We start from the raw sequence: 24739 nt of genomic DNA on the forward strand, positions 1-24739 counted from the left end.
CTGCATTATTCCCGGAGCAAGCTCCCAACAAGACAAGTAAAACAAGTGAAATGCTCATTACTAATTTTTTCATACTACACCTCAACTAGATAATTAGTTACCCACTAGAAAACGAGTGTTTTCTAGTGGGTAATATTTTTTAATTAATTACAGCCACACTTTTTTGATCGAGCAAAGTGGTCAGTTCATTGTAAGCTGAGATTGTGACTACATCTCCAGCTTTGATTTTATTTGCACCAACATAGTACGAAAATCTGCCATTTTCAAAACTTCCGCCCCATGCTTGTTGAACGCCGTTTATAGACACGCGCGCCATTGTAATATCCCCTGTGTAAGCACCAGTGATTGTCACATTTCCAACAGAGTAAGAGTCAGGTGAAATCGTTCCTTGAGAGGTAGAACTTTTGACTGTTACGGTTTTATTGCCATCTAACAAACGATCATTTTTATCGTAAGCAGAAATTGTGACTACATCTCCTGCTTTAATTTTGTCAGCTCCAACGTAATACGAGAAGCTCCCATTCGAAAATGTTCCACCCCACGCTTGTGCTTTACCATTAATTGAGATGCGAGCCTTTGCCACATCACCAGTATAGGTACCATTAATTTCTAGATCACCAACAGTAAACGCGTTTGGTGAAACTGTCCCTTGGGTCGTAGCAGAACCACTAACCGTCACAGTTTTTTGATCCAATTGTTTGTCATTTTTATCATAAGCGGTTAGTACAACTGTATCTCCTGCTTTAATAGCACCAGAACCTACATAATAAGAGAAACTTCCTCCACTAAATGAGCCACCCCATGACACGACTTTTCCATTTACTGTTAGACGAGCTTTTGCAACATCACCAGTATAGCTTCCTGTAATGTTTGAATCATTGACTGCATAAGTTTTTGGTGAAATAGAACCTTGAGTAGCCCCACCATTTACAGTCACGGTTTTTTGATCCAATTGTTTGTCGTTTTTATCATAAGCGGTTAGCACAACTGTGTCTCCTGCTTTAATAGCGCCTGTACCTGTGTAGTATGAAAAGCTTCCATTAGCGAAGGTTCCACCCCACGATACAACTTTTCCATTCACCGTTAGGCGAGCTCTTGCAACATCACCAGTATAGCTTCCTGTGATCGTTGAATTCCCAACAGTATAGCTATTCGGAGTGATTGTTCCGGCTGTTACAGCTCCATTCACTTTAACTGGTACTTTTTCCGTTAGACTTGTTTGTCCATCTTTTGTATAGCCCTCAATTGTGACAATATCTCCGGCTTTGATGACACTTGGATTGACATAGTAAGAGAATCCGCCATTCGCAAAAGAACCACCTTGGGACTGAAGAACCCCATTCACATAAAGTTTGGCAAACGCAACATCACCAGTATATGTTCCTGTGATAGTTGAACTTCCAACCGTATATGCAGCTGGAGTAATCGTTCCTTGTTGATTCCCAATTTTAACTGGTTTATCGTCTAACACTTTACCGTATGCGCTATATCCAATTAAACGAACATCGTCAGTAGCACTTGTGATCTTATCTTCTGCATAATAGGAGAAGCTTCCATCAGCACGAACATCAACTTGAGGATATTTTTTCCCATTCACAACAAGCGCAACAGTTTTTACATCTCCTGTATAAGACCCTGTTACATTTTCTTGTCCTAATTGATAAGCCTTAGGAGTAACTGTTCCTTTAATGTTTTCATCAGAAACAGTAACTTTACGTTCTACCTTTGTTTCATTCCGGTCGCTATCTGTCACCGTATAAGTTACAGTATATACACCCGGTTTATTGATATTAACATCTGAATTCACCACAATTTTGTTTGTAAGGTCCCCATCTTCTTTATCTGTTGCCTTAACTCCCGCAAGTGGGTCGAATGCTTCATTCACTTGGACAAGGGTGTCGCTAACGCCTGTAAGTGTCGGAAGACCACCAGTCCCAACAATGGCTTGCTTTTCAGCAGTATAGGCCTCTGCACCACGGTCACCAATTTGGATACTGATAAATCCATTGCTGTTCTCTCCGACTTTAACATGATAACCATTCCCAGTTTGTGAATCTGGAATAGGTACTTTTAAGTCGTTGTAAAGCGATTTATAATCCAAGTTCATTTGGTAACTAACCGTTGATTGAGCTGGAATTGTGAGCGATTGATCAGCTTTCATACTCAAAATACCGGAGTCTTTATCATAAGTAAGGTTTTCTTTGCTAAATGAAATTGAACCTCCAAAAATGCCGAGACTTGTAATCTTCCCTGTTTGGTTAAGCGCATCAAAAAGTGTCCCTTTTTCATATGCAGCTTCAATCAAAGCACGAAATTCAACAGGAATTTCTGTTGTCATATAAACATCCTCAGCTAGACCTGCTCCCCAAGCATTGATCCAAAAATCCAATCGCAAATTACCACCAACTTGCGTATCAAGATTAAGTGGAGTCACAGCCGCAGTTTCAAGCGTTGCATTTGTCCACAATGCTAATGCACGTGGTGTAGGTTTTTGAGTAGTCTCTGATCCATTCGTTTCCGCAGCATTAGCCTGGAACGGAGCCCCCACTAAAAATTGGCTGGCTACTGTTGCAACAGCGACCGCTGTCACTACTCCTTTTTTTTAAATTCTTACTTGATTTTTTTGTTCATGTCCGAATTCTCCTTTTCTTTTGAAATAGCTACAGTAAAGTAATCACAAATATTCCCTAAATAGCACGGCATCCCCCCTTAAATGGCCCACTTAGGTTTGTTTAATCATTATGCAAAATTTATTTGAAATTTTTATTCAATCTTTCTAAACTCATCTTGCAATTGTCCATGGTTTAATTGGATATGCCCTTCAGCATCAAATTTGACAATTTTACTCCTAAAAAGCTCTTTCATAGTTTTTTTGGAAAAAAAGTCCGGTCAACATTGCTATACTCGAGTAAAAATTTATTTTCAATTCCAGCAGGCAAACGTTGCCACTCCCCCATACCTATTCCAATATTTTCACTCAATTCCATTAACGAAGAAATAATCTTTTTTCGTCTCCCTGAATAAGACAAACTAATAAGTCTTTTCATTAATTTTTCTTCCTGTATATTCGTGTAATTAATTAAAAATTCGGAAAAAGATGGTCTTATTGATAGATAATTGAAGAAATATTCTTCTTCAATAAATGCTATGCTACTCCCCTTTTGAACTTTAGCACACATTTGATTGGATGAATTACTATCCTCTAACCCTAAAATAGAATTTTCCACCAAGACATCTACTAAAAACTCACTGTTATCTTGCACTGCTTTTAAATAAATAAAGCACAACCCCTCAATTAAAAATGCCAGATAACCTTGTGACCGCAAATCCAATAACTCATCCTTGTCGTATCTTTTATAAACGACCTGAAAACGACTGACTTTATTCTCATCCAGTTCTTTAATCATCCCTTGTATAGAAACTCTTTGAGTCATCACCATTTCCTCATCTCCTTTTCTATGCACATTTATTCTAATAACAATCCACATGTAAATCTGCAACTATTATTGCAAAAAAGCCGACATTTTTTGAACAATTTGTGTCGAAAATTGTACATTACCATTCAAAAAATATAAAAATTTGTTATAAAAATCTATAAAAATTAACTTTTCACCAACTTTTTTCGATAACTCCTCATTAACAATCCAAACGAAATCCTCCTTTTTCCATAAAAAACTTAAATCCATCTAAAAAGATTCGTGTCAATCCTCTAGATGCATTTAAGCTCTTTTCTCCAAATTTTATTGTATCTTATGTAAAAATAACTATAAACTGTCTATATGTTATTTTTTTTTGCTTATTAAAACTGCTTTTTGTCCAAATTATGACTTTTTTTTGCACAAAAAAAAGCCCTTTAAGAGGTAACATTTGTTTCCTCTTAAAGAACTTTCTTAAAAACAACTTTATTTATCATCGTTGTCGTTATTGATATTTTTCAGTTTATCACCAATTAAATCACCCATTTGGAAACCTGTGTTTTCTTCTGGAAGTTCATAATCATTTTCTTCTTGTGGTTCTTCTTGAAGTGCTTTGATGCTTAGCGATAGACGTTTTTCGTCTTCGTTCACATCTAATACTTTCACTTCTACTTCTTGACCTTCTTCAAGAACTTCACCTGGTGTTCCGATATGCTTATGCGCAATTTGCGAAATATGAACTAACCCCTCTACGCCAGGGAACACTTCAACAAACGCTCCAAATGAAACAAGGCGCATCACTTTACCTTTTAACACAGCACCAACAGGAGCTTTTTCAGCAATGTTATCCCATGGTCCTGGTTGTGTTTCTTTAATTGAAAGTGAAATCCGTTCGTTTTCTGGATCTACTCCAATAACTTTCACTTTTACTTTTTCGCCTTCTGTTAAGACATCGCTAGGAGTTCCAATGTGCTCATAAGAAATTTGGGAAATATGAACTAACCCGTCTACACCACCAAGGTCAACAAATGCACCAAAGCTTGCAAGTCGCTCAACTGTTCCTTCTAGAACGTCTCCTTCTTTAATTGTAGCAAGAAGTTCTTTTTTTCTTTTTCTTCTTTTTCAGCTTCAGCCACAGCTCGGTGACTCAAGATCACACGATTTTTTTTCTGGTTCAAATTCAACAACTTTAAATGCCAAAGTTTTTCCTTTATAATCAAAAAAATCTTCCACAAAGTGATCTTCTACAAGCGAAGCTGGTACAAAAGCTCGAACTCCGAGATCAACTACAAGACCACCTTTGACAACATCACTCACAATAGCATCAAAAACTTCGCCCGATTCAAATTTTTCTTTGATTTCATCAGAAGCTTTCAGCGCATCTACTTTGCGTTTAGAAAGAACAAGAACATCTTCTTCTACTTTTGTAACAACAAGATCAAGAGTATCTCCGACATTTACTACGTCAGAAGCTTTTTCTACATGTACATTGGATAGTTCGCTAATCGGCACAACCCCGTCCAATTTGCTGTCAGGAATTCCGACATATACTTGTTTATCTTCCACGCTTGTAACTGTGCCGGTGACTTTGTCCCCTTCTTCAAAATTTCTAACTTCCACATCGTTTAATTCATCAGACATGCGTAGCCCTCCTTAATTCGTTTCTCGAATTAGGACTTTCTGTAACCGCAAAAGAAGTACAGCTTCTAACAATCTTCATGACAAGGCACGTAGCAAATTCGTCATTACGGGAGTCCACCTACTCACTAAAAGGTATTCGTCAGATTGATTTTTTGCAAGAAAATCCTAAAAGATTTGATCTCTATATTAGAAAAAATCTCTCTTCTAACATCCTACAAAACAAGAGATTTGTCAAGTTTTTTTGCCAAATGAAATAGGCTTGTAAATTAGTTTACAAGCCCTTTTCCCGCTGTTCAATTGTTTGATTTGCCAAATCAAGAATCTTAGTAGCTACTTCTTGAATAGACATACTCGTTGTATCCACAGTAATGGCATCGTCTGCTTTTTTTTAGTGGCGAATGTTTTCGTGTGTAGTCAAGATGATCACGATCTTCGATTTCTTTTTGAAGCTGCTCAAAGTCCACATCGTAGCCTTTTGCTTTATTTTCCTTATAGCGTCGTTCTGCGCGTTCCTTAACACTCGCGAGCAAGAAAATTTTCAGTTCAGCATTCGGAAGAACCGCTGTTCCAATATCTCGCCCGTCCATAACAACACCCCCAGCACTAGCGAAGGCTTGTTGCTTTTTCTGCAAGGCTTCGCGAACAAGTAGATGAGCAGAAACAACTGAAACATGATTGGTAATTTCATCTGTTCGAATAACATTTGTGACGTTTTCGTCATCAATGAACACTTGTTGAATATCCCCCGGCTCAAAACGAATGGTTTTCTTTTGCAACAACTTCATAATGCCTGCTTCATCCTCGTAAGAAACGCCAGCCTGGAAAGCTAAATACGTAGCTGCCCGGTACATAGCGCCCGTATCAATATAAATAAATTGAAGTTTACTTGCTACAATTTTAGCTACCGTACTTTTTCCAGCTGCTGCAGGGCCATCAATCGCAATACATATTTTTTTTCGTCATTTCAAATTTAATTCCCTTCTGTTCAATAAAAATTGGCTTGCGTCGCACCTTTTTCTGAAGCTAGAAGCACCATTAAACGCATGCGCGCTTTTTTACTGTCATAATCTTTTCCCAGAATAACACCTTGATTAAAAAGATCAAACGTACTACCCAAATAATCATAAGTTGTGTACACATTTCCTTCTTCAGCACTTGTTGTAATAACCACAGGAATTTGTTTTTGAAGCGCGCGTAAAATCCCCGGCATCATTTTGGGAGCTACTTGTCCGCGCCCAACTCCTTCAAGTACGATACCATCCACACCTTTTTCAACTAGAGCATCAATCATGAAGCTATCCGCGTCTAAATAACATTTCACGATTGCGACATCTGGAAGGGGTCGTTTAAGTTCGAAACAATCATGCATGACTGGTTTCTGATAAATAAAAACTTGGTCATTATCAATGATTCCAAGATAACCAAAGCCAAAAGCACTAAATCCTTGGATATTGGATGCATGGACTTTTTTTACATAGCGTGCTGCAAAAATACGCTCATTAAACACAACAACCGTTCCAGCCCCTCTTAGAAGCGATTCAGACGCAGTATGTATCGCATGACGAATATTGATAAAAGCATCCGTCCCCATTTCTTCAGGAGCTCTCTGTGAACCCGTCACAACAACAGGACGTTCATCTCGAATCGTCAAATCCAAAAAATAAGAAGTTTCTTCGAGTGAATCCGTACCATGGGTGACAACAATTCCGGCATATGATGAATCTGTAAAAATCTCTTCGATGGTTTTCTGAAGATCCACTAAGTGCTCTCTTGAAATATGCATGGATGGAAGCTGGAAAGTCGAAAAAATATCTACTTCAATTTCATTAGGAAGTCCGCAAATCTGAACAAGCTCTTCGCCAGTTAATTCACCAGAAGCAAGCTTTCCAGAAGTCGTTTTTCGACTTGCGATCGTTCCACCAGTTGTGACGAGTGCTACTTTTGGCATTTCATCTCCCCTTTTCCACAAAAAGAACGAGCTTTTTCGGAAATCTCTCCCCGCCTTCCGCTCATTCTTTTCTTACTTATTTAGGAATTTTAATTACAGTTCCAACCGGTACACTATCCGAAGAAAGTCCGTTTGCTTGCTTAATTTTTTGAACACCTTGTGTAGCATTCGAAGCGCCATATGCGTTAACCGCGATCCTGTAAAGCGTTTCTCCTGCTTGAACCGTATGGCTCGATGCCTGCGCTGCTTCCGCTTGTTTTTTCGCTTCTTCAGCTGCTTTTCTTTCTTGCTCCGCTTTTAGTGCGTTTTGACGTTCTTGTTCAGCACGTTCTGCAGCTGCTTGCTTGTCAGCCGCCGCTTTTTCTGCTGCAGCCTTTTCCGCTGCAGCTTGTTGCGCTGCTTGATCTTGCTTCGCTTTCTCATCCGCTTCAGCTTTTTCTTTCGCAGCCTTTTCCTTTTCTTCTTTTTCCTTCGTCGCTTTTTCCTTTGCAGCCTTTTCTTTAGCCGCTTTTTTCTTTTTGCTGCTTTTTCCTTCGCTTCTTGTTTTGCTTTCGTATTGTTATCAACAGAAACGCTACTTTCTTCTTTCACAGCATTGTCAGGTTGTCCCGAATTTTGAACGGCTACAAATACGATAACCACAACAATTGGAATGAGTAGAAAGAAAATAATTAAGACGTTTAGAAGTGGATAACGAAAAATTCCTGTTTTCTTTGCTTTTCTACTATCAGACCGCGAAAGCATCGGCGGTTCATCATTAAACTCATCCTCCGAGTTATTATAAAAATCATGATCATAATCATCAGACGGCGTATATTCTTTTTCATCATTGCGCCTTTTCCTTGCCATGCATAAATCCTCCTTAAAACAAAACTCTTTCCTCATTCTGGATTTTAAATAAAATTTGACATATCTCTGTAACAATTATAACCGCAAACCCGATCTCGAACAACAATTAGGATAAGAAATATTGAAAAAAAACTCATTCTAAAAGTAAATAATGCAATTTTTCCCGAAAAGAACTGCTTGAAACCGCGTTATGATCTTCCTCCTGCCGTAAAAAAGGTTCAAGCGATGCTGCATCATTATCACAACAGCCTTCACCACCCGTTTCACTAAAATCCGTTTCTCCAAAATAACGCATTAAGTATGCCCGACGACAATCTTCCGTTTGAATAAAACCTAACAGTGCCTGTAAATTTTCTTGCTTGACTAAACGCCTTTTTTCTATTCTTTCCCTAATTTCCACTTCTGAAAGCCCAGAACGTAAAAAATAATTCAAAAATCGCTTTTCTGCTTCCGTCAAAGTTTCTTTAAGTTCATCTGGAATATGCAGTAAATTCGGATCTGGCAAATCCCGGTCAGCAAGTTGACGCCGCAAAACTTCATCCCCATTTGCATAGAGTAGTATCGCAACACTAGCTTGCCCGTCGCGGCCAGAACGACCAATCTCCTGCATATAAGCTTCGAGATCAGCAGGCAAATGATAGTGAATCACAAAACGAATATTCGCCTTATCAATCCCCATCCCAAACGCACTTGTTGCACAAATCAAGTCAATCTGCCCAGAAACAAACTGCTCTTGAATCAAAATTCGGTCAAGCGGTTCCATATCCCCATGGTAAAAAGCCGCGCGCCGCCCTCTATCGCGCCGCAACCTATGAGCTGTCTCCTCCGCAAGCCGTTTGCTTGAAAAATAAATAATCCCAGGTGTTCCAAGCTTATCCACAAGCTTCAGCAAAGCTTCTTCTTTCTCGTGCTTCGACGTGAATTTTTCCACTCGAAAACTAATATTAGGGCGATTAACAGAGTAAACAATTTCCTTAATGCCCATAAGCCCAAGCTGCTCTAAAATATCCTCTCGAACCCGCTTCGTCGCCGTCGCAGTTAGCACCATTGTTGTCGGATTCCCTGCCATTTCCCGAAACTCCCCAAGAAACAGATAATCCGGTCGAAAATCATGCCCCCACTGTGAAATACAATGTGCCTCATCGATCACGAAAAGACCAATTTTTTCCCGCAAGAAAGTCGCCCGAACCCCTTCACTTGCGAGCATTTCAGGTGAGAGGAAAACGAATTTGTAAGCTGAAAGATGATTTAAAATCTCATTTTTTTCAGTAGCCGCTAAAAAACTATTAAGCGCAACCGCCCGTTTTTCCCCGTAAGCGCGCATACGCTCCACTTGATCCTGCATTAAGCTAAGTAGCGGCGAAACAATCACAACAAGCCCATCTAACAAGTATCCCGAAAGCTGGTAGCAAACCGTTTTTCCCATCCCAGTTGGAAGCATCGCAAAAACATCTTCACCTGCCAAAACAGTTTCTATCACTTCCCTTTGCCCTATTCGAAAAGTATCAAAGCCTAAATAGCGTTTTAATTCCTGTTCTAAATTCATGCCTTCCCTCCTGCAACCACCGCTAGTCGAATTTGATAATAATCAAGTTCAGGAAATGCTGTTTTAATTTCCTTCAAACTCAAAAAATCCCTTGCCTGAATTTCATCAACGATCATTTCTTCTGGCATTCGTGGCACCACTTGACTTGGAAAAGTCGCTTTAATTTCCACAAAGTGATCTTCAATCGTACTTGTCCGCAAGTTTCGCATCTGCACGATTTCATCAAAATCATAGCCTTTCTTTAAATAGCCATACGTTTTCTTCCCCGATAACGTCAAAAGAGCCTCACGACGTGGCATCAAAAGTCGCAGTAGTGGATAATGATCCTTTTCGAGAAAAAGTCGGTGCAAGCCATATAAAGATTCGAAATATACGTCCTCTGTTAAAAGCGAATGCGCATCCGCAATTTGTTCAAGCGTTTCGCCGACTATTTCTCCACCTGTAAACTGATCTGTATAAAATTCCGGTTTTGAAATATAAGGTTTTGACAGCCAAGCTTCCAGTTCCAAAAACAAACGCTCATTTAAATCCGCTGCCTTTGAAAAATTAACTAGCCACTTTTTAATCCAAAACTGGGCTTTTTTATCTCGCACAACTGGCATATAGTGCTTCTTTTTATGATGCTTATTGCTCACCACTTGGATAGCAAGCAATAGATTTTGGAAAAATAAAAGCGGTCGTTCCTGTAGCCAAAAGCCGTTCCAACCCTCCAGCTCAAAAAAAGGCGTTGCAACCGACTTTTGCACAGACCATTCCTTTGTTTCCGTCTCAATATCAAGAATGCCAGCATGTCTTAGCTTCTTTAGTCGAGCCGTCAAAACCTCTTCTGTTAAAAAAGGAGAAAGCCCAAACAACGAATTGATTTTAGCTAAATGCACATCAGTAACCGCTTGACCGGTTCGCCGTCCCGTCATAACCGCATACAAAAAAGGTGTTTTTCTAGGACGCTTAAAAGCCGTTAGCAGCGCCACGATATATTGATCTAAAAGTTCCACACGATTCACCTCAAGTCTTACTCCATCATACCATAGAAACACGCGTTCTACATCTCTTTTTAAAGCATTGCGTAAAATTCAAGAAACATGCTATACTTTGCATGTAATTCACGACGAAAGGATCGATTGATTTGGCCAAATATACAATCGTTGATCAAGATACCTGCATCGCTTGTGGGGCCTGTGCACTGCATGCCCCAAATCTATACGACTACAATACAGAAGGCGTTGCTTATACCCTTTTAGATAACAATACAGGAAATATGCCCATCCCAGAATCAGAAGAAGACAATGCGCTAGAAGCAGAATTCAATTGTCCTTCCCTTTCCATAAAAATAGCGGATCACCCTTTTAAAGGTGATCCGCATGATTAATTTTTAAGCACGGCGTTCCATTTCACGGTGCTTTTTTTTGATATTTTTGTTGCTCTTTTTTTGAACGATTTTTAGCAATAAAGTTTTTCATTGGTGCATAAAGTAGCATAAAGCCTGCGCTTACAATCACACCTTTTAATAAATTAAACGGAATAACCGCAGCAAAAACTAGAGCCGAAACATCCGTATTCGCCGGCAACCCACCAAGTTTCACATAAAAAGGTAGCAATACAAAGTAATTAAACACAGCCATTGCAAACGTCATGAGTAGCGTCCCAAGTGAAGCTGAAATGATGATTCCTCTTGAACCACGAATATAGCGAAATAGATAATATATCGGAAGTGTAAAACAAATTCCCGAAAGAAAATTTGCCATTTCCCCAACCGGAATCCCAACTGGACTTCCCGAGATAATAAAATACAAGACACATTTTAATGCTTCAATCAAGAAAATAGCGAGTGGTCCGAACATCAATCCACCAATCAAAACTGGAATCTCACTGAAATCTAGTTTTAGAAACGGTGCAGTCGGCAAAATAGGAAATTGTAGCTGCATAATAATAAATGCCACTGTTCCAAATACCGCAATACTTACAAAAGTCTTCAACGAATAGTTTTTCAAGTTTAACTCTCCTTTTGGTTCATCTAAAAAGAAAGTCAGACAAGCTTTTCATTAGCATTAGCCACTTCCATAAAAAAAACTCTCTAACCAAAAAAGATTAGAGAGATTTTAAGTCAACAAATAAGCTGTCTACATAGACAGAAATTGAATCACTAAAGAAGACAAGCCAAAGAAAGCCGTCTACATCCTCTCCCATCCAGACTATACTGTCGGTCCTGGAATTTCACCAGCGTCAACCGCTAAAAAAGCAGATCGTGGACTTTAACCACCGGTCGGGAATTACACCCTGCCCCGAAGATGAACAATATGAATTTTATGTGTGTCAAGTTACACAAAACATGAACACATTATTTATTGTACCACGAAAGTTAAATTTGGCAACCCCTTTTCTTACCAAGGGATATCCGTCTTGAGTGCATTTGCAAGACTCCGACTAGCTTTTAGCCTTTCCTTCCGCGCTGCAGCACGCGCCTTTGCCCCACTATGAATCATTTGTTCTTCTTCACTTTCTGGAACGACTTCAGGCACTTCAACAGGCTTCCCGTCATCTCCAATCGCCACAAAAGTCAAAAAAGATGTAGCTGCAAGATAACGTTCACCCGTCATCAAATTCTCAGAAATCACCTTCACAAAAATCTCCATAGAGGTTCTACCTACTGATGCCACATAAGATTCCAAACAAACGGAATGGTCATTTTTAATCGGCTTCAAAAAGTCAACCGAATCCGTCGATGCTGTAACAATCCCAACACGACAATGTCTTGAAGCACTGATTGATGCAGTGTCATCAATATAAGTCATCAATTTTCCACCAAAAAGTGTATTATGATTATTTGTATCTTGCGGGAACACTCGGCTTGTCTTAATCACCAAAGATTCCTTACAAGTTTTTTGTTTACGTTCTGTCAATTTAATTCCCCCTCTATTCATTTAACGGCAGACTTATAATAAACGATGAACCTTTACCTACCGTACTTTCCACCGTAATTTGCCCATTATGCGCATTCACGATATTCTTTACAATCGCAAGCCCAATCCCTGTTCCTGCCTTCCCTCTTGTTCGTGCTTTGTCCGCTTTATAAAAGCGTTCAAACAAATATGGAATATCCGCTTCTGCAATCCCCGTTCCATTATCACTAACTGAAATAAGCAACTGCTCATTCGCATAATCTACGTGCTCGTGTACTGTAACCTTACCCACTTCTCCATCGTTTCCAGTATGCTGAATCGCATTCATGATTAAATTGATCAAAACCTGTTCCAAACGATCTCGGTCAAAAGCGTAGCGTATCTCTGGATCATCAGCTTCCAGTTTCAATTCCACATTATTTTCCTTCGAAAGCACATCAAAGTTGGAAAGAATTTTCTTCAAGAACGGAACCAGTTCCGTTTCGCGCTTATCAAGTTGAGTAAATCCAGCTTCCATCCGTGAAAGATCAAGCATTTCATTGACTAAACGCCCGATCCGTAGTGACTCTTCATTAATAATTTGTGCAAATTCTCTGACCTCATCTTCTGTTTGTGCCACCCCATCAATAATCGCTTCACTATAACCTTGAAGCATGGAAATAGGGGTTCTTAACTCATGGGAGATATTGCTGACAAAATCACTTTTTTGTTTTTTTCAAGTCGTTTCTCTTCGGTCATGTCCCGAATAACCGTGACAATGCTGCGCACATTATCCCCGCTATAGAGCAGTGTCATAATTGCGACAAAGGTTTGATCTCCAAAGGAAATCTCACCCACTGTTTCTGTGCGCTTGCTCAAAATTTCATCAAGCATTTGATTTAGTTTCTCGGGCACTAACACCTTTTCTTCGTTTTCTTGCGAGAAAAACCAACTATGTAAAAATTCTTCTGCTGGTGGATTACTCAAAATAATTGTTTTATCAATATTAAACTTGATAACACCATCTGCCATGCCGACAAGAATATTAGAGAGCTGCTCTTTTTCCTGCCTGAGCGCACTCATATTATATTTTAGTTGCTTTGCCATATCGTTAAACGCAAGCCCAAGATCACCAATTTCATCATGTGTATAGCTCGGAACCCTGTTATCAAAATTGCCGCGCGAAACTGCAACCGCAATTTTTTTCATTTCACGAAGTGGGAACGCCATGCGTGAAGAAAAAATAAACGATAGTAAAGAAGTGATTAAAATTGCACCAATTCCTGCAAGAATGAGAGTCCGTGTTGCTTTTTTTGTGACATTTAAAATTTCATGAAATGACTTGTATAAATAAACGACACCCGTTTCACCATTGTCTAACTGAAACGTTTTTGCGTAAAGTTCGATGGACATATTCTCCGGATTTTCTTCAAAATCATATTTCATTAACAGATCTGGAGACGATTCAAGCGCTTCATTCAGTTTTTTATTTTGTGTTAAACGATCAATAGAGCTTTTTGAGATTGAATCCTTCGATTCTTTCGTGAAAACACTCGTGCCGTCTTGAGCAATGATAACTCCCACCGAATCATCTAACATATCCAGTGACTTGCTCGCTTGACTGCCAGATTTTATGACTGCATCATCTTCTTGCATTACTTTGATGATTTTATTAGACGTATCTTTCATTTCATTTTCAATTTCATTTAAATTGTTTTTTTCATAGATCACCGCGACAAGGAAGCCGCAAATGACTAGCACACCAATGAGGAGCAGGATCGTTGTGCTCCAAATTTTTCCCACTATGCTATTCCAAAACTTCAACTCATTTACGCCTCCCTTGGCCATTTAAAAATGAACAGGCGCGTTGTAGAAATTGACAAATTGCAATCTTTACATAACCTGCTCATCTCTATTCGGATTTATTCTTCCGGAATTTCAAATTTATAACCTAAACCCCAAACCGTTACGATCATTTTGGCTGCATCTTCTGAGATATCAAGTAACTTTTCTCTTAACCGCTTGACGTGTGTATCGATCGTGCGCAAATCACCAAAAAATTCATAACGCCATACTTCTTTTAGGAGAGATTCACGGTCAAAAACCTTGTCCGGCGACTTCGCCAAATAATAAAGCAAATCATATTCTTTAGGTGTCAAGTTTACTTCAATGCCATCAACAATAACACGGTGAGCTTCATTGTCAATGCTTAAATGTGGAAAATTAATAATATCTCCGGGAACAGATGCAACAACACTAGTGTCGTTCCTCTTTGCCCGTCTAAGTACAGCCTTCACGCGAAGTACCACTTCACGCGGACTAAATGGTTTTACAATGTAATCATCGGCCCCTACTTCAAAGCCTTGCACGCGGTTTGCTTCTTCTCCTTTAGCTGTTAACATGACTACAGGTGTGGATTTGTATTCCCGTAATTCTCTACAAACCTCAATCCCATCTTTGCCAGGCATCATCAAATCAAGAAGTATTACTTCATAGTCGTTGTTGAGTGCCATCTGTAGCGCCTCATCCCCGTCACTTGCTTCGTCGATGCGGAAATTTTCTCGCTCCAAATACATTTTTAAAAGGCGGCGAATTCTATCTTCATCATCAACAACAAGCACTTTTATTTGATCACTCATAAGTACTCATCCCCCAAGTTCTCTTTTTCATTTCATCAGGCAGGGTAAGTTCAACTTCCTTCATCAGAAAAAAGTGCCTTTCTTCCCTTACATCTTCAAAAGTACCCACATACTTTTTTAAGAATATCCATGATTAACAAAACATCTACATTTTGAATTATACATGTTTTTATACAAACAATCTATTTAGAAACTTTACCACTTCCCTGAAAGTTTATTCAGCCTTGTGGTTTCTGACCAAATTTGGCAAGTGATTTTAGTTGTTTGACTTCGTGATGGCTTAGTTCACGGCTCTCTCCAGCATTCAAGTGACGTAAATCAAGAAATCCATAGGCTTCACGTGTTAGTTTTTGCACAGGATGCCCAATAGCTTCGAACATTTTACGCACTTGTCGGTTCCTGCCTTCATGAATCGTAATTTCGATAATAGCTTTTTGTTTAGCTTTATCAAATGACAGCTGGCGCACTTTGGCTTTAGCCGTTTTCTTGCCTTCAATCACGATCCCACGTGCAAGTTGTTGCAGTTTTTTCTTTTTTCAGGAATTCCTTTTACACGAGCAACATAGCGTTTTTCAACATTATACTTTGGATGCATTAGTAAATTAGCAAATTCTCCATCGTTTGTCATAAGTAACAATCCTGATGTTTCATAATCAAGTCTTCCCACAGGATAAAGTCGCTCAGGAATGTCATCAAAATAATCGGTTACAACACTTCTTCCTTTATCATCGGTTACAGCTGAAACAACGCCTCGTGGTTTATAGAGCAAAAAGTAGCGTTTCTCTTCTTTTGTTAATTCAATGCCTTCCACTTCTACCCGGTCAGAATCACTTACCTTTACGCCGAGTTCTGTAACTAGTTTCCCGTTTACTTTCACTTTTCCGTCTTGAATCATTTGCTCCGCTTTCCGTCTCGAAGCCACACCAGCATTTGCAATGACCTTTTGGAGTCTTTCCATTATTCTTTTTCCTCCTTTTGACTAAACCGGTCAAAGAACAAGTCTAGCTCATCTTGTCCTGTATCTTCGCTTTGCTCTGCAAGCTTCGGCAAGTCTTCTAAGCTTTTCAATCCAAATGCATCTAAAAATTCATTCGTTGTGATATATAGTTTCGCGCGCCCTGCACCTTCAGCACGGCCCTTATCTGCAACAAGTCCGCGCGCTACAAGCGTACGAATCGGGCCATCTGTTTGTACACCCCGGACTTCATCTACTTCCATCCGCGTAATCGGCTGTTTATATGCAATAATAGCAAGCGTCTCTAGTGAAGCTTGTGAAAGTGATGTAGCATGCGGAGCCTCAACCAGTTTTTTCAAGTAAGGCGCGTAGTCCTTTTTCGTTGCCAGTTGAAAAGCACCAGCAAGTTCAAGTAGAACAAGACCACTAGCAGGACTTTCCTCGTATCTTTCGCTAAGTGTTTCTAGTAGATTGAGGGCCTCAATGTAAGTCACTTCCATAACTTCCGTAAGTTGTTTCGTGGATAACCCTTCATCACCTGCTGCAAAAAGCAAGCTTTCAAGAATCCCTAATTGTTCTTCTTTATTCACCTTGATTATCTCTACCTTTCACATACAAATCGGAAAAACTCGACTCTTGCTCCACTAAAACCAGTTCACGCTTCATGAGTTCAAGTAAAGCTAGAAATGTCACAACCAGTTCTTCACGCGTTTGCTCTTCAAATAAATCTTCAAATTTAATTTTGCCAGAAACGGCCTGAAGTTGTTTCATCACATCATCCATCCGCGTGTCAATAGAAATTTCTTGCGTCGTGATGCGTGTATGAAGCGGCTTACTAAGCTTTTGTCTACGAAGTAACTTATTAAACGCACCCAGCATATCATTGATGGATACATCTAAATCGAAAGCTTTTGTTTCAACTTCATATTCTGATAGATCCATTGGCGCTTTGCTAAAATAAAACCCGCGCTCATTTTCCTTATCCTTAAGTTCGCGCGCCGCTTCTTTATAACGCTTGTATTCCATAAGGCGTTCAACCAGCTCATCACGCGGGTCAAGTTCTGGGTCAAATTCGTCAAAGTCCTCCTCAAGTTCTTGCTTAGGGAGGAGCATTTTACTTTTAATTGCAAGGAGCGTAGCAGCCATCACCAAGTATTCGCTTGCGACATCTAACTCCAGAATTTGCATCGTATGAATGTATTCCATGTACTGCTCTGTAATCTCTGCGACCGGAATATCATAAATATCCACTTCAAGCTTGCCGATTAAGTGCAGCAACAAATCAAGCGGTCCTTCAAAAGCATCTACCTTCAATTTCATTTCCATCTTTATCTATCCACCTTAGTAAAGCGGCAAATCGTTTCGCACCAAATCTTCATAAGACTCTCTTCGAACGACAAGCCGACTAACGCCATCTTCCACAAACACAACGGGCGGTCTCGGAATGCGATTATAATTATTAGCCATTGAATAGCCGTAAGCTCCTGTACAAAATACAGCGAGCACATCTCCTGCATTTGATTTTGGAAGCGGTAAATCCCAGATCAACATATCTCCCGATTCACAACATTTCCCAGCAATCGCAACCGTTTCTTCTGTTTCTTGAAGCGGTGCCTCAGCAAGAACCGCCTCATAGTGCGCTTCATAAAGTGCAGGGCGAATATTATCGCTCATGCCGCCATCAACAGCTAAGTAGCTTCGAATCCCCGGCACTTCTTTACGTGAGCCTACCTTGTAAAGAGTGGTTCCCGCCTCCCCGACGAGAGATCTTCCCGGCTCAATCCAAATTTCTGGTACAGCAAGTCCGTTTGCTAGTGCCATTTTTTTAACTTCCTTCACGATTTCACGCACGTAAACTTCCGGTTCAAGCGGTTCATCTTCTTCCGTATAACGAACACCGAAACCACCGCCAAGATTGAGTACTTTTGAGTCAAAGTTCAATTTCTTATGCCATACTACAAGTTGTTCCATGATTCGGTGTGCCGCCATGATAAAACCCGTTGTCTCAAAAATTTGTGATCCGATATGACAATGGAGACCGGTACAGTCAAACACATGTGCATTTGCAAGTACTTCTTCAATCGCGCGCTCTGCTTGTCCGTTTGTCAAACCAAAGCCAAACTTCGAATCATCTTGCCCTGTTAAAATGTAGTCGTGCGTATGAGCTTCAATTCCTGGTGTGACCCGAATCAACACTTGTATTTTTTGTTTTTTCGCTCTTCAAGCAATCCCTTTAAAAGTTCGATTTCATAAAAATTATCAATCACAATGCAGCCAATTTGGTAATCAAGCGCCATTTCTATTTCATGAAGCGTTTTATTGTTGCCGTGAAAATGAATTCGTTCTGCCGGAAATCCCGCTTGAATCGCCGTGTAAAGCTCTCCACCAGAAACAACATCTAGCGAAAGACCTTCTTCTGCCATAAGCTCGTACATCGCAACAGAAGAAAAAGCTTTACTCGCATAAGCGACTTGCGCTTGCACATTTAATTCTGCAAACGTTTGTTTAAACCCACGTGCTCGTTCCCGGATTAACGCAACATCGTACACGTAAAGCGGGGTGCCATACCTTTTGGCAAGCTCTAGCGTGTCCACCCCTCCGATTTCGAGATGTCCGGCTTCATTTACATCCATCGTTCCAAACCTTTCAAAAGTCAAACCTGTCCCCGCCTTTCGTCTTTAAAATTCATATTTGCGTTAAAGTTCCTTCTTATAGTAGCACAAACCGTCTACCTGAAACAATAACAATCTTTAGAAAAGAATAAATCCAATTTCTCTCCTTTCAAGAAACCAATACTTTCCCCTCAAGACTTTTTCGTTTTAAAAAAAACTCACCCCGTGTTTCTTGCAGAAAAAAACCGTTTCCCCTGACACAAACAGAAAAAACGGCTTTTTTAGCTACATATCTTTTAAAATCGCGCGAACATAAGTGAGGAACGTTTGTTGCACACGATCTGTTGTTTCAATAACCTCACTATGCGAAAGCGGCTGATCTAAAATCCCAGCAGCCATGTTCGTAATGCACGAAATTCCAAGCACCTTAAGCCCAGCATGATTCGCAACAATCACCTCAGGTACTGTTGACATCCCAACAGCATCCGCCCCAAGCGTCCGGATCATTCGAATCTCGGCTGGCGTTTCATACGTCGGTCCACTGAATCCAGCATAGACACCTTCACGTATTTCAATTCCTAAGTCTTGGGCAATGAGACGCGCCGCCTCACGTAGCTCAAGTGAATACGCTTCAGACATATCCGGAAAGCGCGGACCAAAATGGTCATTATTTTTTCCAATCAACGGATTTGTTCCAATAAAATTGATGTGGTCTGAAATCAGCATCAAATCGCCTGCTTGATAAAGCTCATTCACACCGCCTGCCGCATTCGTGACAATCAAATGCGTCACGCCAAGTTCCTTCATCACACGAACTGGAAAAGTAACTTCTTCCATGCTATATCCTTCATAAAAATGAAATCTACCCTGCATGGCTACGACTTCTTTTTGCTCGAGCTCACCAAATACAAATTGACCTGCATGTCCAGAAACAGTTGAAACTGGGAAATGTGGGATCTCCTCATAAGAAAGCTTTGTTGGATTTTTAATTTCATCCCCTAAAACCCCGAGACCTGAACCCAGAATCAAACCAATTTTTGGCTCTCCTGAATAATGTGATCGAATTTTGCCAACCGCTTCATTTAATTTATCCATACTCATCTCACTTCAAACTCCCATCTTTTTTAATTCAATTCCTTTATTTGTCATGCACGCGGATGATACTTTTTGTAAACATCTTTAAGTCGCGCTTTTGTTACATGTGTATAAATTTGCGTGGTAGAAATATCTGCATGACCGAGAAGCTCCTGCACAGACCTCAAATCCGCCCCGTTTTCAAGGAGATGCGTTGCAAAAGAGTGACGTAACGTATGCGGTGTAATCGGTTTATCAATGCCAGCTTTTAACGCCATTTGTTTAAGATTTTTCCAAAACCCTTGGCGTGTCATTCCCATGCCATGATGATTTAAAAACACAAAATCATTGCGTGATTTCGAGCGATAAAGCTTTGGCCTCCCTGACTCAAGATAGCTTTCAACGGCTTTTGTAGCCGTTCCTCCAAGCGGAATAATTCGCTCTTTATTCCCCTTACCAATCGTCTGAATAAAACCCATATGTAAATGAAGATCATCCAGTTTTAAATGAATCAGTTCAGAAACACGTAACCCTGTCGCATAAAGCACCTCAAGCATGGCTTGATCCCGAAGGCCAAACACAGTCTTTGTGTCAGGTGTCTCAAGCAGCTTCTCAACGTCCTGATAATTTAGCACCTTGGGAAGCCCTTGACGTTGTTTGGGCGTTTCAATCTGAATCATCGGATCATGCGGCACCTTCCCATCATGAAGCAAAAAATGAAAGAACGAGCGAAGAGAAGCAATATAGCGTGCGACCGTCCGAGGCGATTTCCCTCTTTCACGAGCAAAATTCATGAATGAAACAATTTCTCTTCGTGACACAAGATCAGGCCGTTCGATTCCTTCTTCTTCCTTTAAATAGACGGCAAAAAAATGCAAATCACGCGCATAAGCTTTTCGTGTGTTTTCTGATAACCCGCGTTCGACCGTTAAAAAATGTAAAAAATCTTCAATCCATTCGTCCATAGTCTCGCCTCCCGCTTTTCCATTTTATCACGAAACGAAACAGGAATGAACTTTAAACCTAAGAAATCCCACAAGAAAAAGCGCCTCATGTTCTGTTCCGCCTAAACGTTTTCCTTGCTCGATTAAATAGCAAAACGAGCATCAGCGGAAGCCGATGCTCGTTCAGTTCTTTTTCTTTCCATTTGCGCGACACTTCGAACAAACGCCTTGAAAAGTTAACCTGTGATCCTTCACAAGAAAATGCCATTTCGCTTCCACCACTTTTTCTACCTCTTCAAGTAAATCTTCTTGAATTTCTTCGACAGAACCACATTCTAGGCAAACTAAGTGGTGATGAAAATGCTTAGCCCCTTCTTTGCGTAAATCAAAACGTGAAACCCCATCTCCAAAATTAATTTTATCAACCACGCGCAGTTCAGTTAAAAGTTCAAGAGTCCGGTAAACCGTTGCAAGTCCAGTATCAGGAGCGATTTCTTTCACTCGCATAAATACCTCTTCCGCACTCAAATGCTCTTTTTCATCTTCTAAAAGAACGCGCACAGTCGCCTCACGTTGTGGGGTTAACTTGTAACTTGCATCATGCAGTTGCGCTTTAATTCGGTTAATCCGTCCTTCCATCACCAGAACCTCCCTCAAACTTCATTTTTTCATTCTCAATTGACTTTTTTATATTAAAATAATTCTAATTAAAAAACAAGACTAAATTTTGATTTTCCGCTTTAAAATTCTTGATTTACGTTCTGCTATCTATGTTTAAAAAGATACCATATATTCTCATTTCTGTCCACAGTGATTATCAATTAATTAAAAAACAACTTCTTTTTAGAATAACTATCATCTATCACTTTACTAGAATTGCTTGAAACTTATCCACAAAACTTTTATACTTAAAACATTGAGAATGATTATCACTTTTTATAAAGGTGGAATATAAATGGAAGAATTTTACACGGAGAACTTACAAATCGCTTACGATAAGCGAATTATTGTAGAATCGCTTAATATAGAAATTCCTAAAGGACAAATCACTGCACTGGTTGGTGCTAACGGTTCTGGAAAGTCCACCATCTTAAAAACCATGGCTCGCTTAATTAAACCTAACAAAGGAGCTGTATTTTTAGATGGGAAAAAAATTCATCAAGAACCAACAAAACAAATCGCGAAAGAATTAGCTATCCTTCCACAAAACCCTTCTGCACCAGATGGCTTAACGATCGAAGAATTAATTCTTTACGGACGAAGCCCGCATCAAACTGGGTTCAAGTCTCGCTCAAAAGCGGATAACGAAATGATTCACTGGGCTCTTAAAATGACAAATTTGCTTGATTTAAAGGAACGTCCGCTTGATCAATTATCTGGTGGTCAAAGACAACGCGCTTGGATCGCCATGGCTCTTGCACAAGACACAGAAATTGTTTTTTTGGATGAACCGACAACTTTTCTTGATATGACACATCAACTTGATGTTATGAATATTTTAAAAGAGCTTAATCAAGTTGAGCAAAAAACAATCGTCATGGTCGTGCACGATTTGAATCACGCCTCTCGTTATGCCACACATATGATTGCGATCAAAGATGGACAAGTAGCTGCAAGCGGTGCCCCCGTTGACGTTATGACTGAGGAAACACTCGAAGCCGTCTTCAATGTAAAAGCAGATATCGTTCTTGATCCAAGAACTGATGTACCCATCTGCATTCCATATGAAACGTGTAGCGGATGTGAAATTAAAGATGTTGTAAGGGAGCTTGAACCAGATGTCCTCACTATTTGATGTTACAATTATTGGCGCTGGCCCCGTTGGCCTTTACACAGCTTTTTACAGCGGATTGCGCGCCCTAAAAACCAAAGTCATTGATGCTGAGCCAGATGTAGGAGGAAAAATCCGCTATTTCTATCCAGATAAAAACATCCACGATGTAGGTGGAATTGCGGAAATAACAGGAGCAGAACTTGTTCAAAATTTTAAGATGCAAGCAGAAACATTCGAACCTGAATTTGTACTTGGGAAACGAGTTACCTCCCTCATAAAGCAACAAGATGAAATCTTCCTTTTGAAAACAGAAGACGGGGAACTTCATTATTCCAAAACCGTAATCATCGCTTGTGGGAGTGGGACTTATGAAGTGAATCCACTGATAGCAGAAAATGCTGCTTTACATCACGCAAAAACGCACTACCACTTACGTGACCTCGAACAATTTCGCGGTAAAAAAGTAGTTGTTTCTGGCGGTGGCGATGCGGCGATCGATGCCGCCTTTACATTACTGCCTATTGCTAAAACTGTAGATTTAATTTATCGAGGTGAGAATTTTAAAGGTTATGAAAAACGAGCTAGCGATCTACTTACCTCTAAAATCCAAGTTCATCTACAACATGAAATCACGGCATTAAATGAAGGAAGCGAGCTTGAAACCGTCACAGTTTGCGCTAAAGCATCTGGCGAAGAGTCTACACTTTCCTGTGAAGCCTTATTTATCAGCCATGGAGTAGAAGTGGATTTTAGTTTCACAAAAAACTGGGGATTACACACCGCCGATTGGGGAATCCAAGTCAATCCCTTTATGCAAACCAATCTTCCGGGCGTCTATGCTTGTGGAGATGCAGCTGCCTATTCACGAAAAATCCGAATCATCTCAGCTGGATTGCATGAAGGAGCTATCGCCGTAAATAGCGCTAAACAATATCTTGATCCAGATGCTGCAAATGAAGCTATGGTCAGCACGCACCATGACCATTTCACAAACTAAACAAAAACAAGGCGCAAAACTTCACAGTTTTACGCCTTGTTTTTTTATTTTTTTCGTATCGATTAAATCTTTCAAAAGTTTCTTTTGTTCTTTTGTCAGAGTCTCTACATTAGCGATTGACTTTACCAAACCATCAAAATCATTTTTCTTTTTCCCGCGAAAATATTCACTAACGACACCAGAAAATGCCCCCAAAATAGAAATGCCGATCAGCATCATGAAACCAGCGATCAATCTCCCCAGCTGCGTATTCGGAATCACATCGCCATATCCGACTGTCGAAACCGTTTGAACACACCACCAAATCGCTTCACGGTAGGAAGTAAAACCAGGTTCAATGAGAAACATAATAAATGGCACCACTAAAATGGTGATCACAAGTCCAATCACAAGCCGATTTGAAAAATATTTGAGTAACATATTATAAATTTTCCATGAATGGCGTAATCCCTTTGAAAGATAACCAACATAGTGCAAAACAGAAATCAGTTTAAAAACCCGAAAATCGTGCAAAAACGGAATGACAGAAAGCGCCTCTAAAAAAATGCGTCCTAAGAAAAGTCTTTTTATTCTCCGCACGAATTAGCTGAACACCGTAGTCTAGTACAAAAATAAGCCAAATCAGCCACTGCACGATATTTGCCCAAGTTGACGAGTTATCTAGCAAAGAAAGCGATAAAATGATTAGACTTACAATAAATAATTGATAAATAAGATCCGCTTTTTTTTTGAAAAAAAATGTGCCATGCTTGACCTCCCCTCTTCCACAAATTTTCTTTTCATTTTAGCTAGCTAAATCTCATCAAGCTGCCTTTTTAGTTTTTCTAACTCCAAATACTGAATCGCATAAACGGTTTTAGCATCATGGATAACTTGTTGATCGATCAATTGCTTCGCCTCGTCTAGTGTCACTTCAAGTATGTTTACAAATTCATCTTCATCAAGCGGTCTATGATGCTGCAATTTTTTTAAGTCATGGGCTACATAAATATGTAATAGTTCATCCGAGAACCCTGGAGCTGTATAAAATGAAGTCAGGTAACTGAGTGTTCCTGCAACGCGTCCTGTTTCTTCTTCCAGTTCACGTGCTGCCGTTATTTTTTTTGTCTTCATTAGGTTCTATTTTTCCAGCCGGAATTTCAACAATTGCTTTCTCAAGTGGTTTGCGGTATTGTTCCACTAGAAGGAGCTTTCCAGAGTCACAAATCGGAAGTATCGCAACAGCACCTGGATGCTTCACGATCTCACGATTTCCAGTAGTTCCATCTGGAAGTTCAACGTCAGCTGTCACAAGTTTAACAACGCGTCCTTCAAACCATGTTTTTTCTCGCAAAGTCTTTTCTTCTAAATTGCGCATTAGGTCACCTTCTTTTTTTTCTATATTGTAACATACTTAAGCGGTCCGAGAAGAATTTACGTCGCGCGACTGATAACATGTTTCTAGCGAATATGATATGATAAATTT

Annotated in this window: 19 protein-coding genes, 6 pseudogenes and 1 riboswitch; of the genes and pseudogenes, 3 read left to right on the forward strand and 22 right to left on the reverse strand. The window is 39.9% G+C overall.

From position 1 onward, the window contains the following. Window positions 1-139: 139 nt before the first annotated feature. From MAQA_RS13595 to MAQA_RS04775, 9 genes and pseudogenes are all read right to left on the reverse strand, one after another. Window positions 140-2590, reverse strand: a complete 2451-nt coding sequence (locus MAQA_RS13595; RefSeq protein WP_052008467.1) for a DUF5011 domain-containing protein — start codon at window positions 2588-2590, stop codon at window positions 140-142. A gap of 271 nt (window positions 2591-2861) precedes the next feature. After that, window positions 2862-3440 (reverse strand): hypothetical protein, encoded by a 579-nt coding sequence (locus tag MAQA_RS04740; protein ID WP_036071840.1) that lies wholly within the window; start codon window positions 3438-3440, stop codon window positions 2862-2864. A 462-nt stretch (window positions 3441-3902) separates the two neighbouring features. Next, entirely contained in the window at window positions 3903-4502 is a 600-nt protein-coding gene (locus MAQA_RS16055) for a S1 RNA-binding domain-containing protein (protein ID WP_277619943.1), read from the reverse strand. Between the two features lie 42 nt (window positions 4503-4544). Further along, window positions 4545-5057 carry a S1 RNA-binding domain-containing protein gene (locus MAQA_RS16060; RefSeq protein ID WP_277619939.1) on the reverse strand — a complete coding sequence of 171 codons (513 nt, stop codon included), beginning with the start codon at window positions 5055-5057 and terminating at the stop codon, window positions 4545-4547. 271 nt (window positions 5058-5328) lie between these two features. After that, window positions 5329-6007: pseudogene (gene cmk / locus MAQA_RS04755) on the reverse strand ((d)CMP kinase). Between the two features lie 35 nt (window positions 6008-6042). Further along, a complete protein-coding gene (locus MAQA_RS04760; protein ID WP_036071844.1) occupies window positions 6043-7005 on the reverse strand; it encodes an asparaginase in 963 nt (320 codons plus the stop codon). 76 nt (window positions 7006-7081) lie between these two features. After that, window positions 7082-7854 (reverse strand): annotated as a pseudogene (locus tag MAQA_RS04765) (LysM peptidoglycan-binding domain-containing protein). A gap of 133 nt (window positions 7855-7987) precedes the next feature. Further along, window positions 7988-9400, reverse strand: a complete 1413-nt coding sequence (locus MAQA_RS04770; protein WP_036071847.1) for a RecQ family ATP-dependent DNA helicase — start codon at window positions 9398-9400, stop codon at window positions 7988-7990. Next, complete coding sequence (locus MAQA_RS04775) at window positions 9397-10437, reverse strand: YpbB family protein (RefSeq protein ID WP_149023310.1); 1041 nt, start codon at window positions 10435-10437, stop codon at window positions 9397-9399. The genes MAQA_RS04770 and MAQA_RS04775 overlap by 4 nt, the downstream gene beginning before the upstream one ends. 89 nt (window positions 10438-10526) lie before the next feature. Here MAQA_RS04775 and MAQA_RS04780 point away from each other — a divergent pair, with 89 nt between their 5' ends. Next, window positions 10527-10769, forward strand: a complete 243-nt coding sequence (locus MAQA_RS04780; protein ID WP_036071849.1) for a ferredoxin — start codon at window positions 10527-10529, stop codon at window positions 10767-10769. Between the two features lie 22 nt (window positions 10770-10791). On the opposite strand, the gene MAQA_RS04785 is transcribed toward MAQA_RS04780, so the two are convergent. From MAQA_RS04785 to fur, 11 genes and pseudogenes are all read right to left on the reverse strand, one after another. Then, on the reverse strand, window positions 10792-11391 hold the full coding sequence (locus tag MAQA_RS04785; RefSeq protein ID WP_036071853.1) for an ECF transporter S component: 600 nt from the start codon (window positions 11389-11391) through the stop codon (window positions 10792-10794). A gap of 180 nt (window positions 11392-11571) precedes the next feature. Continuing rightward, a riboswitch (FMN riboswitch) is annotated at window positions 11572-11694 on the reverse strand. An 87-nt stretch (window positions 11695-11781) separates the two neighbouring features. Next, a complete protein-coding gene (locus tag MAQA_RS04790; RefSeq protein WP_420911927.1) occupies window positions 11782-12321 on the reverse strand; it encodes an acyl-CoA thioesterase in 540 nt (179 codons plus the stop codon). Then, a pseudogene (locus MAQA_RS04795) lies at window positions 12314-14103 on the reverse strand (ATP-binding protein). Before MAQA_RS04795 ends, MAQA_RS04790 begins: the two are co-directional and overlap by 8 nt. 98 nt (window positions 14104-14201) lie before the next feature. Next, complete coding sequence (locus tag MAQA_RS04800) at window positions 14202-14918, reverse strand: response regulator transcription factor (RefSeq protein WP_036071860.1); 717 nt, start codon at window positions 14916-14918, stop codon at window positions 14202-14204. Window positions 14919-15136: 218 nt separating this feature from the next. Then, window positions 15137-15876, reverse strand: a pseudogene (locus MAQA_RS04805) (pseudouridine synthase). Then, window positions 15876-16463 carry an SMC-Scp complex subunit ScpB gene (gene scpB / locus MAQA_RS04810; protein ID WP_036071863.1) on the reverse strand — a complete coding sequence of 196 codons (588 nt, stop codon included), beginning with the start codon at window positions 16461-16463 and terminating at the stop codon, window positions 15876-15878. The pseudogene MAQA_RS04805 and the gene scpB overlap by 1 nt, the downstream one beginning before the upstream one ends. Beyond that, window positions 16456-17199, reverse strand: coding sequence for a segregation/condensation protein A (locus MAQA_RS04815; protein ID WP_036071866.1), 744 nt, complete (start codon window positions 17197-17199; stop codon window positions 16456-16458). Before MAQA_RS04815 ends, scpB begins: the two co-directional genes overlap by 8 nt. 15 nt (window positions 17200-17214) lie before the next feature. Beyond that, window positions 17215-18530 (reverse strand): annotated as a pseudogene (lysA, locus tag MAQA_RS04820) (diaminopimelate decarboxylase). A 240-nt stretch (window positions 18531-18770) separates the two neighbouring features. Beyond that, window positions 18771-19586, reverse strand: a complete 816-nt coding sequence (locus tag MAQA_RS04825; protein WP_036071870.1) for a purine-nucleoside phosphorylase — start codon at window positions 19584-19586, stop codon at window positions 18771-18773. A gap of 44 nt (window positions 19587-19630) precedes the next feature. Further along, the gene (xerD, locus tag MAQA_RS04830; protein WP_036071872.1) at window positions 19631-20524 is read right to left on the reverse strand and encodes a site-specific tyrosine recombinase XerD; all 894 of its coding nucleotides are present in this window, start codon (window positions 20522-20524) and stop codon (window positions 19631-19633) included. A 162-nt stretch (window positions 20525-20686) separates the two neighbouring features. After that, window positions 20687-21142: a ferric iron uptake transcriptional regulator gene (gene fur, locus MAQA_RS04835; RefSeq protein WP_036071873.1), complete on the reverse strand. Its 456-nt coding sequence runs from the start codon at window positions 21140-21142 to the stop codon at window positions 20687-20689. A gap of 316 nt (window positions 21143-21458) precedes the next feature. Here fur and MAQA_RS04840 point away from each other — a divergent pair, with 316 nt between their 5' ends. Beyond that, on the forward strand, window positions 21459-22298 hold the full coding sequence (locus MAQA_RS04840; protein WP_036071874.1) for an ABC transporter ATP-binding protein: 840 nt from the start codon (window positions 21459-21461) through the stop codon (window positions 22296-22298). Then, the gene (locus MAQA_RS04845) at window positions 22282-23274 is read left to right on the forward strand and encodes an NAD(P)/FAD-dependent oxidoreductase (RefSeq protein WP_036071876.1); all 993 of its coding nucleotides are present in this window, start codon (window positions 22282-22284) and stop codon (window positions 23272-23274) included. The genes MAQA_RS04840 and MAQA_RS04845 overlap by 17 nt, the downstream gene beginning before the upstream one ends. A gap of 21 nt (window positions 23275-23295) precedes the next feature. Here MAQA_RS04845 and MAQA_RS04850 read toward each other — a convergent pair whose 3' ends face one another. Together MAQA_RS04850 and MAQA_RS04855 are read right to left on the reverse strand one after the other, a co-directional pair. After that, window positions 23296-23853 carry a potassium channel family protein gene (locus tag MAQA_RS04850; RefSeq protein WP_036071877.1) on the reverse strand — a complete coding sequence of 186 codons (558 nt, stop codon included), beginning with the start codon at window positions 23851-23853 and terminating at the stop codon, window positions 23296-23298. 213 nt (window positions 23854-24066) lie between these two features. After that, a pseudogene (locus MAQA_RS04855) lies at window positions 24067-24631 on the reverse strand (NUDIX domain-containing protein). Between the last annotated feature and the right edge of the window lie 108 nt (window positions 24632-24739).

It is taken from the genome of Listeria aquatica FSL S10-1188, assembly GCF_000525795.1.
Taxonomy (GTDB): Bacteria; Bacillota; Bacilli; order Lactobacillales; family Listeriaceae; genus Listeria; species Listeria aquatica.

Excerpts from the sequence above, each read along its gene's own strand:
- MAQA_RS04740 (WP_036071840.1), bottom strand. The coding sequence starts at position 3,440 with ATGGTGATGACTCAAAGAGTTTCTATACAAGGGATGATTAAAGAACTG.
- MAQA_RS16060 (WP_277619939.1), bottom strand. The coding sequence starts at position 5,057 with ATGTCTGATGAATTAAACGATGTGGAAGTTAGAAATTTTGAAGAAGGG.
- MAQA_RS04760 (WP_036071844.1), bottom strand. The coding sequence starts at position 7,005 with ATGCCAAAAGTAGCACTCGTCACAACTGGTGGAACGATCGCAAGTCGA.
- MAQA_RS04770 (WP_036071847.1), bottom strand. The coding sequence starts at position 9,400 with ATGAATTTAGAACAGGAATTAAAACGCTATTTAGGCTTTGATACTTTT.
- MAQA_RS04790 (WP_420911927.1), bottom strand. The coding sequence starts at position 12,321 with ATGAATAGAGGGGGAATTAAATTGACAGAACGTAAACAAAAAACTTGT.
- MAQA_RS04800 (WP_036071860.1), bottom strand. The coding sequence starts at position 14,918 with ATGAGTGATCAAATAAAAGTGCTTGTTGTTGATGATGAAGATAGAATT.
- MAQA_RS04815 (WP_036071866.1), bottom strand. The coding sequence starts at position 17,199 with ATGGAAATGAAATTGAAGGTAGATGCTTTTGAAGGACCGCTTGATTTG.
- MAQA_RS04825 (WP_036071870.1), bottom strand. The coding sequence starts at position 19,586 with ATGAGTATGGATAAATTAAATGAAGCGGTTGGCAAAATTCGATCACAT.
- xerD (WP_036071872.1), bottom strand. The coding sequence starts at position 20,524 with ATGGACGAATGGATTGAAGATTTTTTACATTTTTTAACGGTCGAACGC.
- fur (WP_036071873.1), bottom strand. The coding sequence starts at position 21,142 with ATGGAAGGACGGATTAACCGAATTAAAGCGCAACTGCATGATGCAAGT.
- MAQA_RS04840 (WP_036071874.1), top strand. The coding sequence starts at position 21,459 with ATGGAAGAATTTTACACGGAGAACTTACAAATCGCTTACGATAAGCGA.
- MAQA_RS04845 (WP_036071876.1), top strand. The coding sequence starts at position 22,282 with ATGTCCTCACTATTTGATGTTACAATTATTGGCGCTGGCCCCGTTGGC.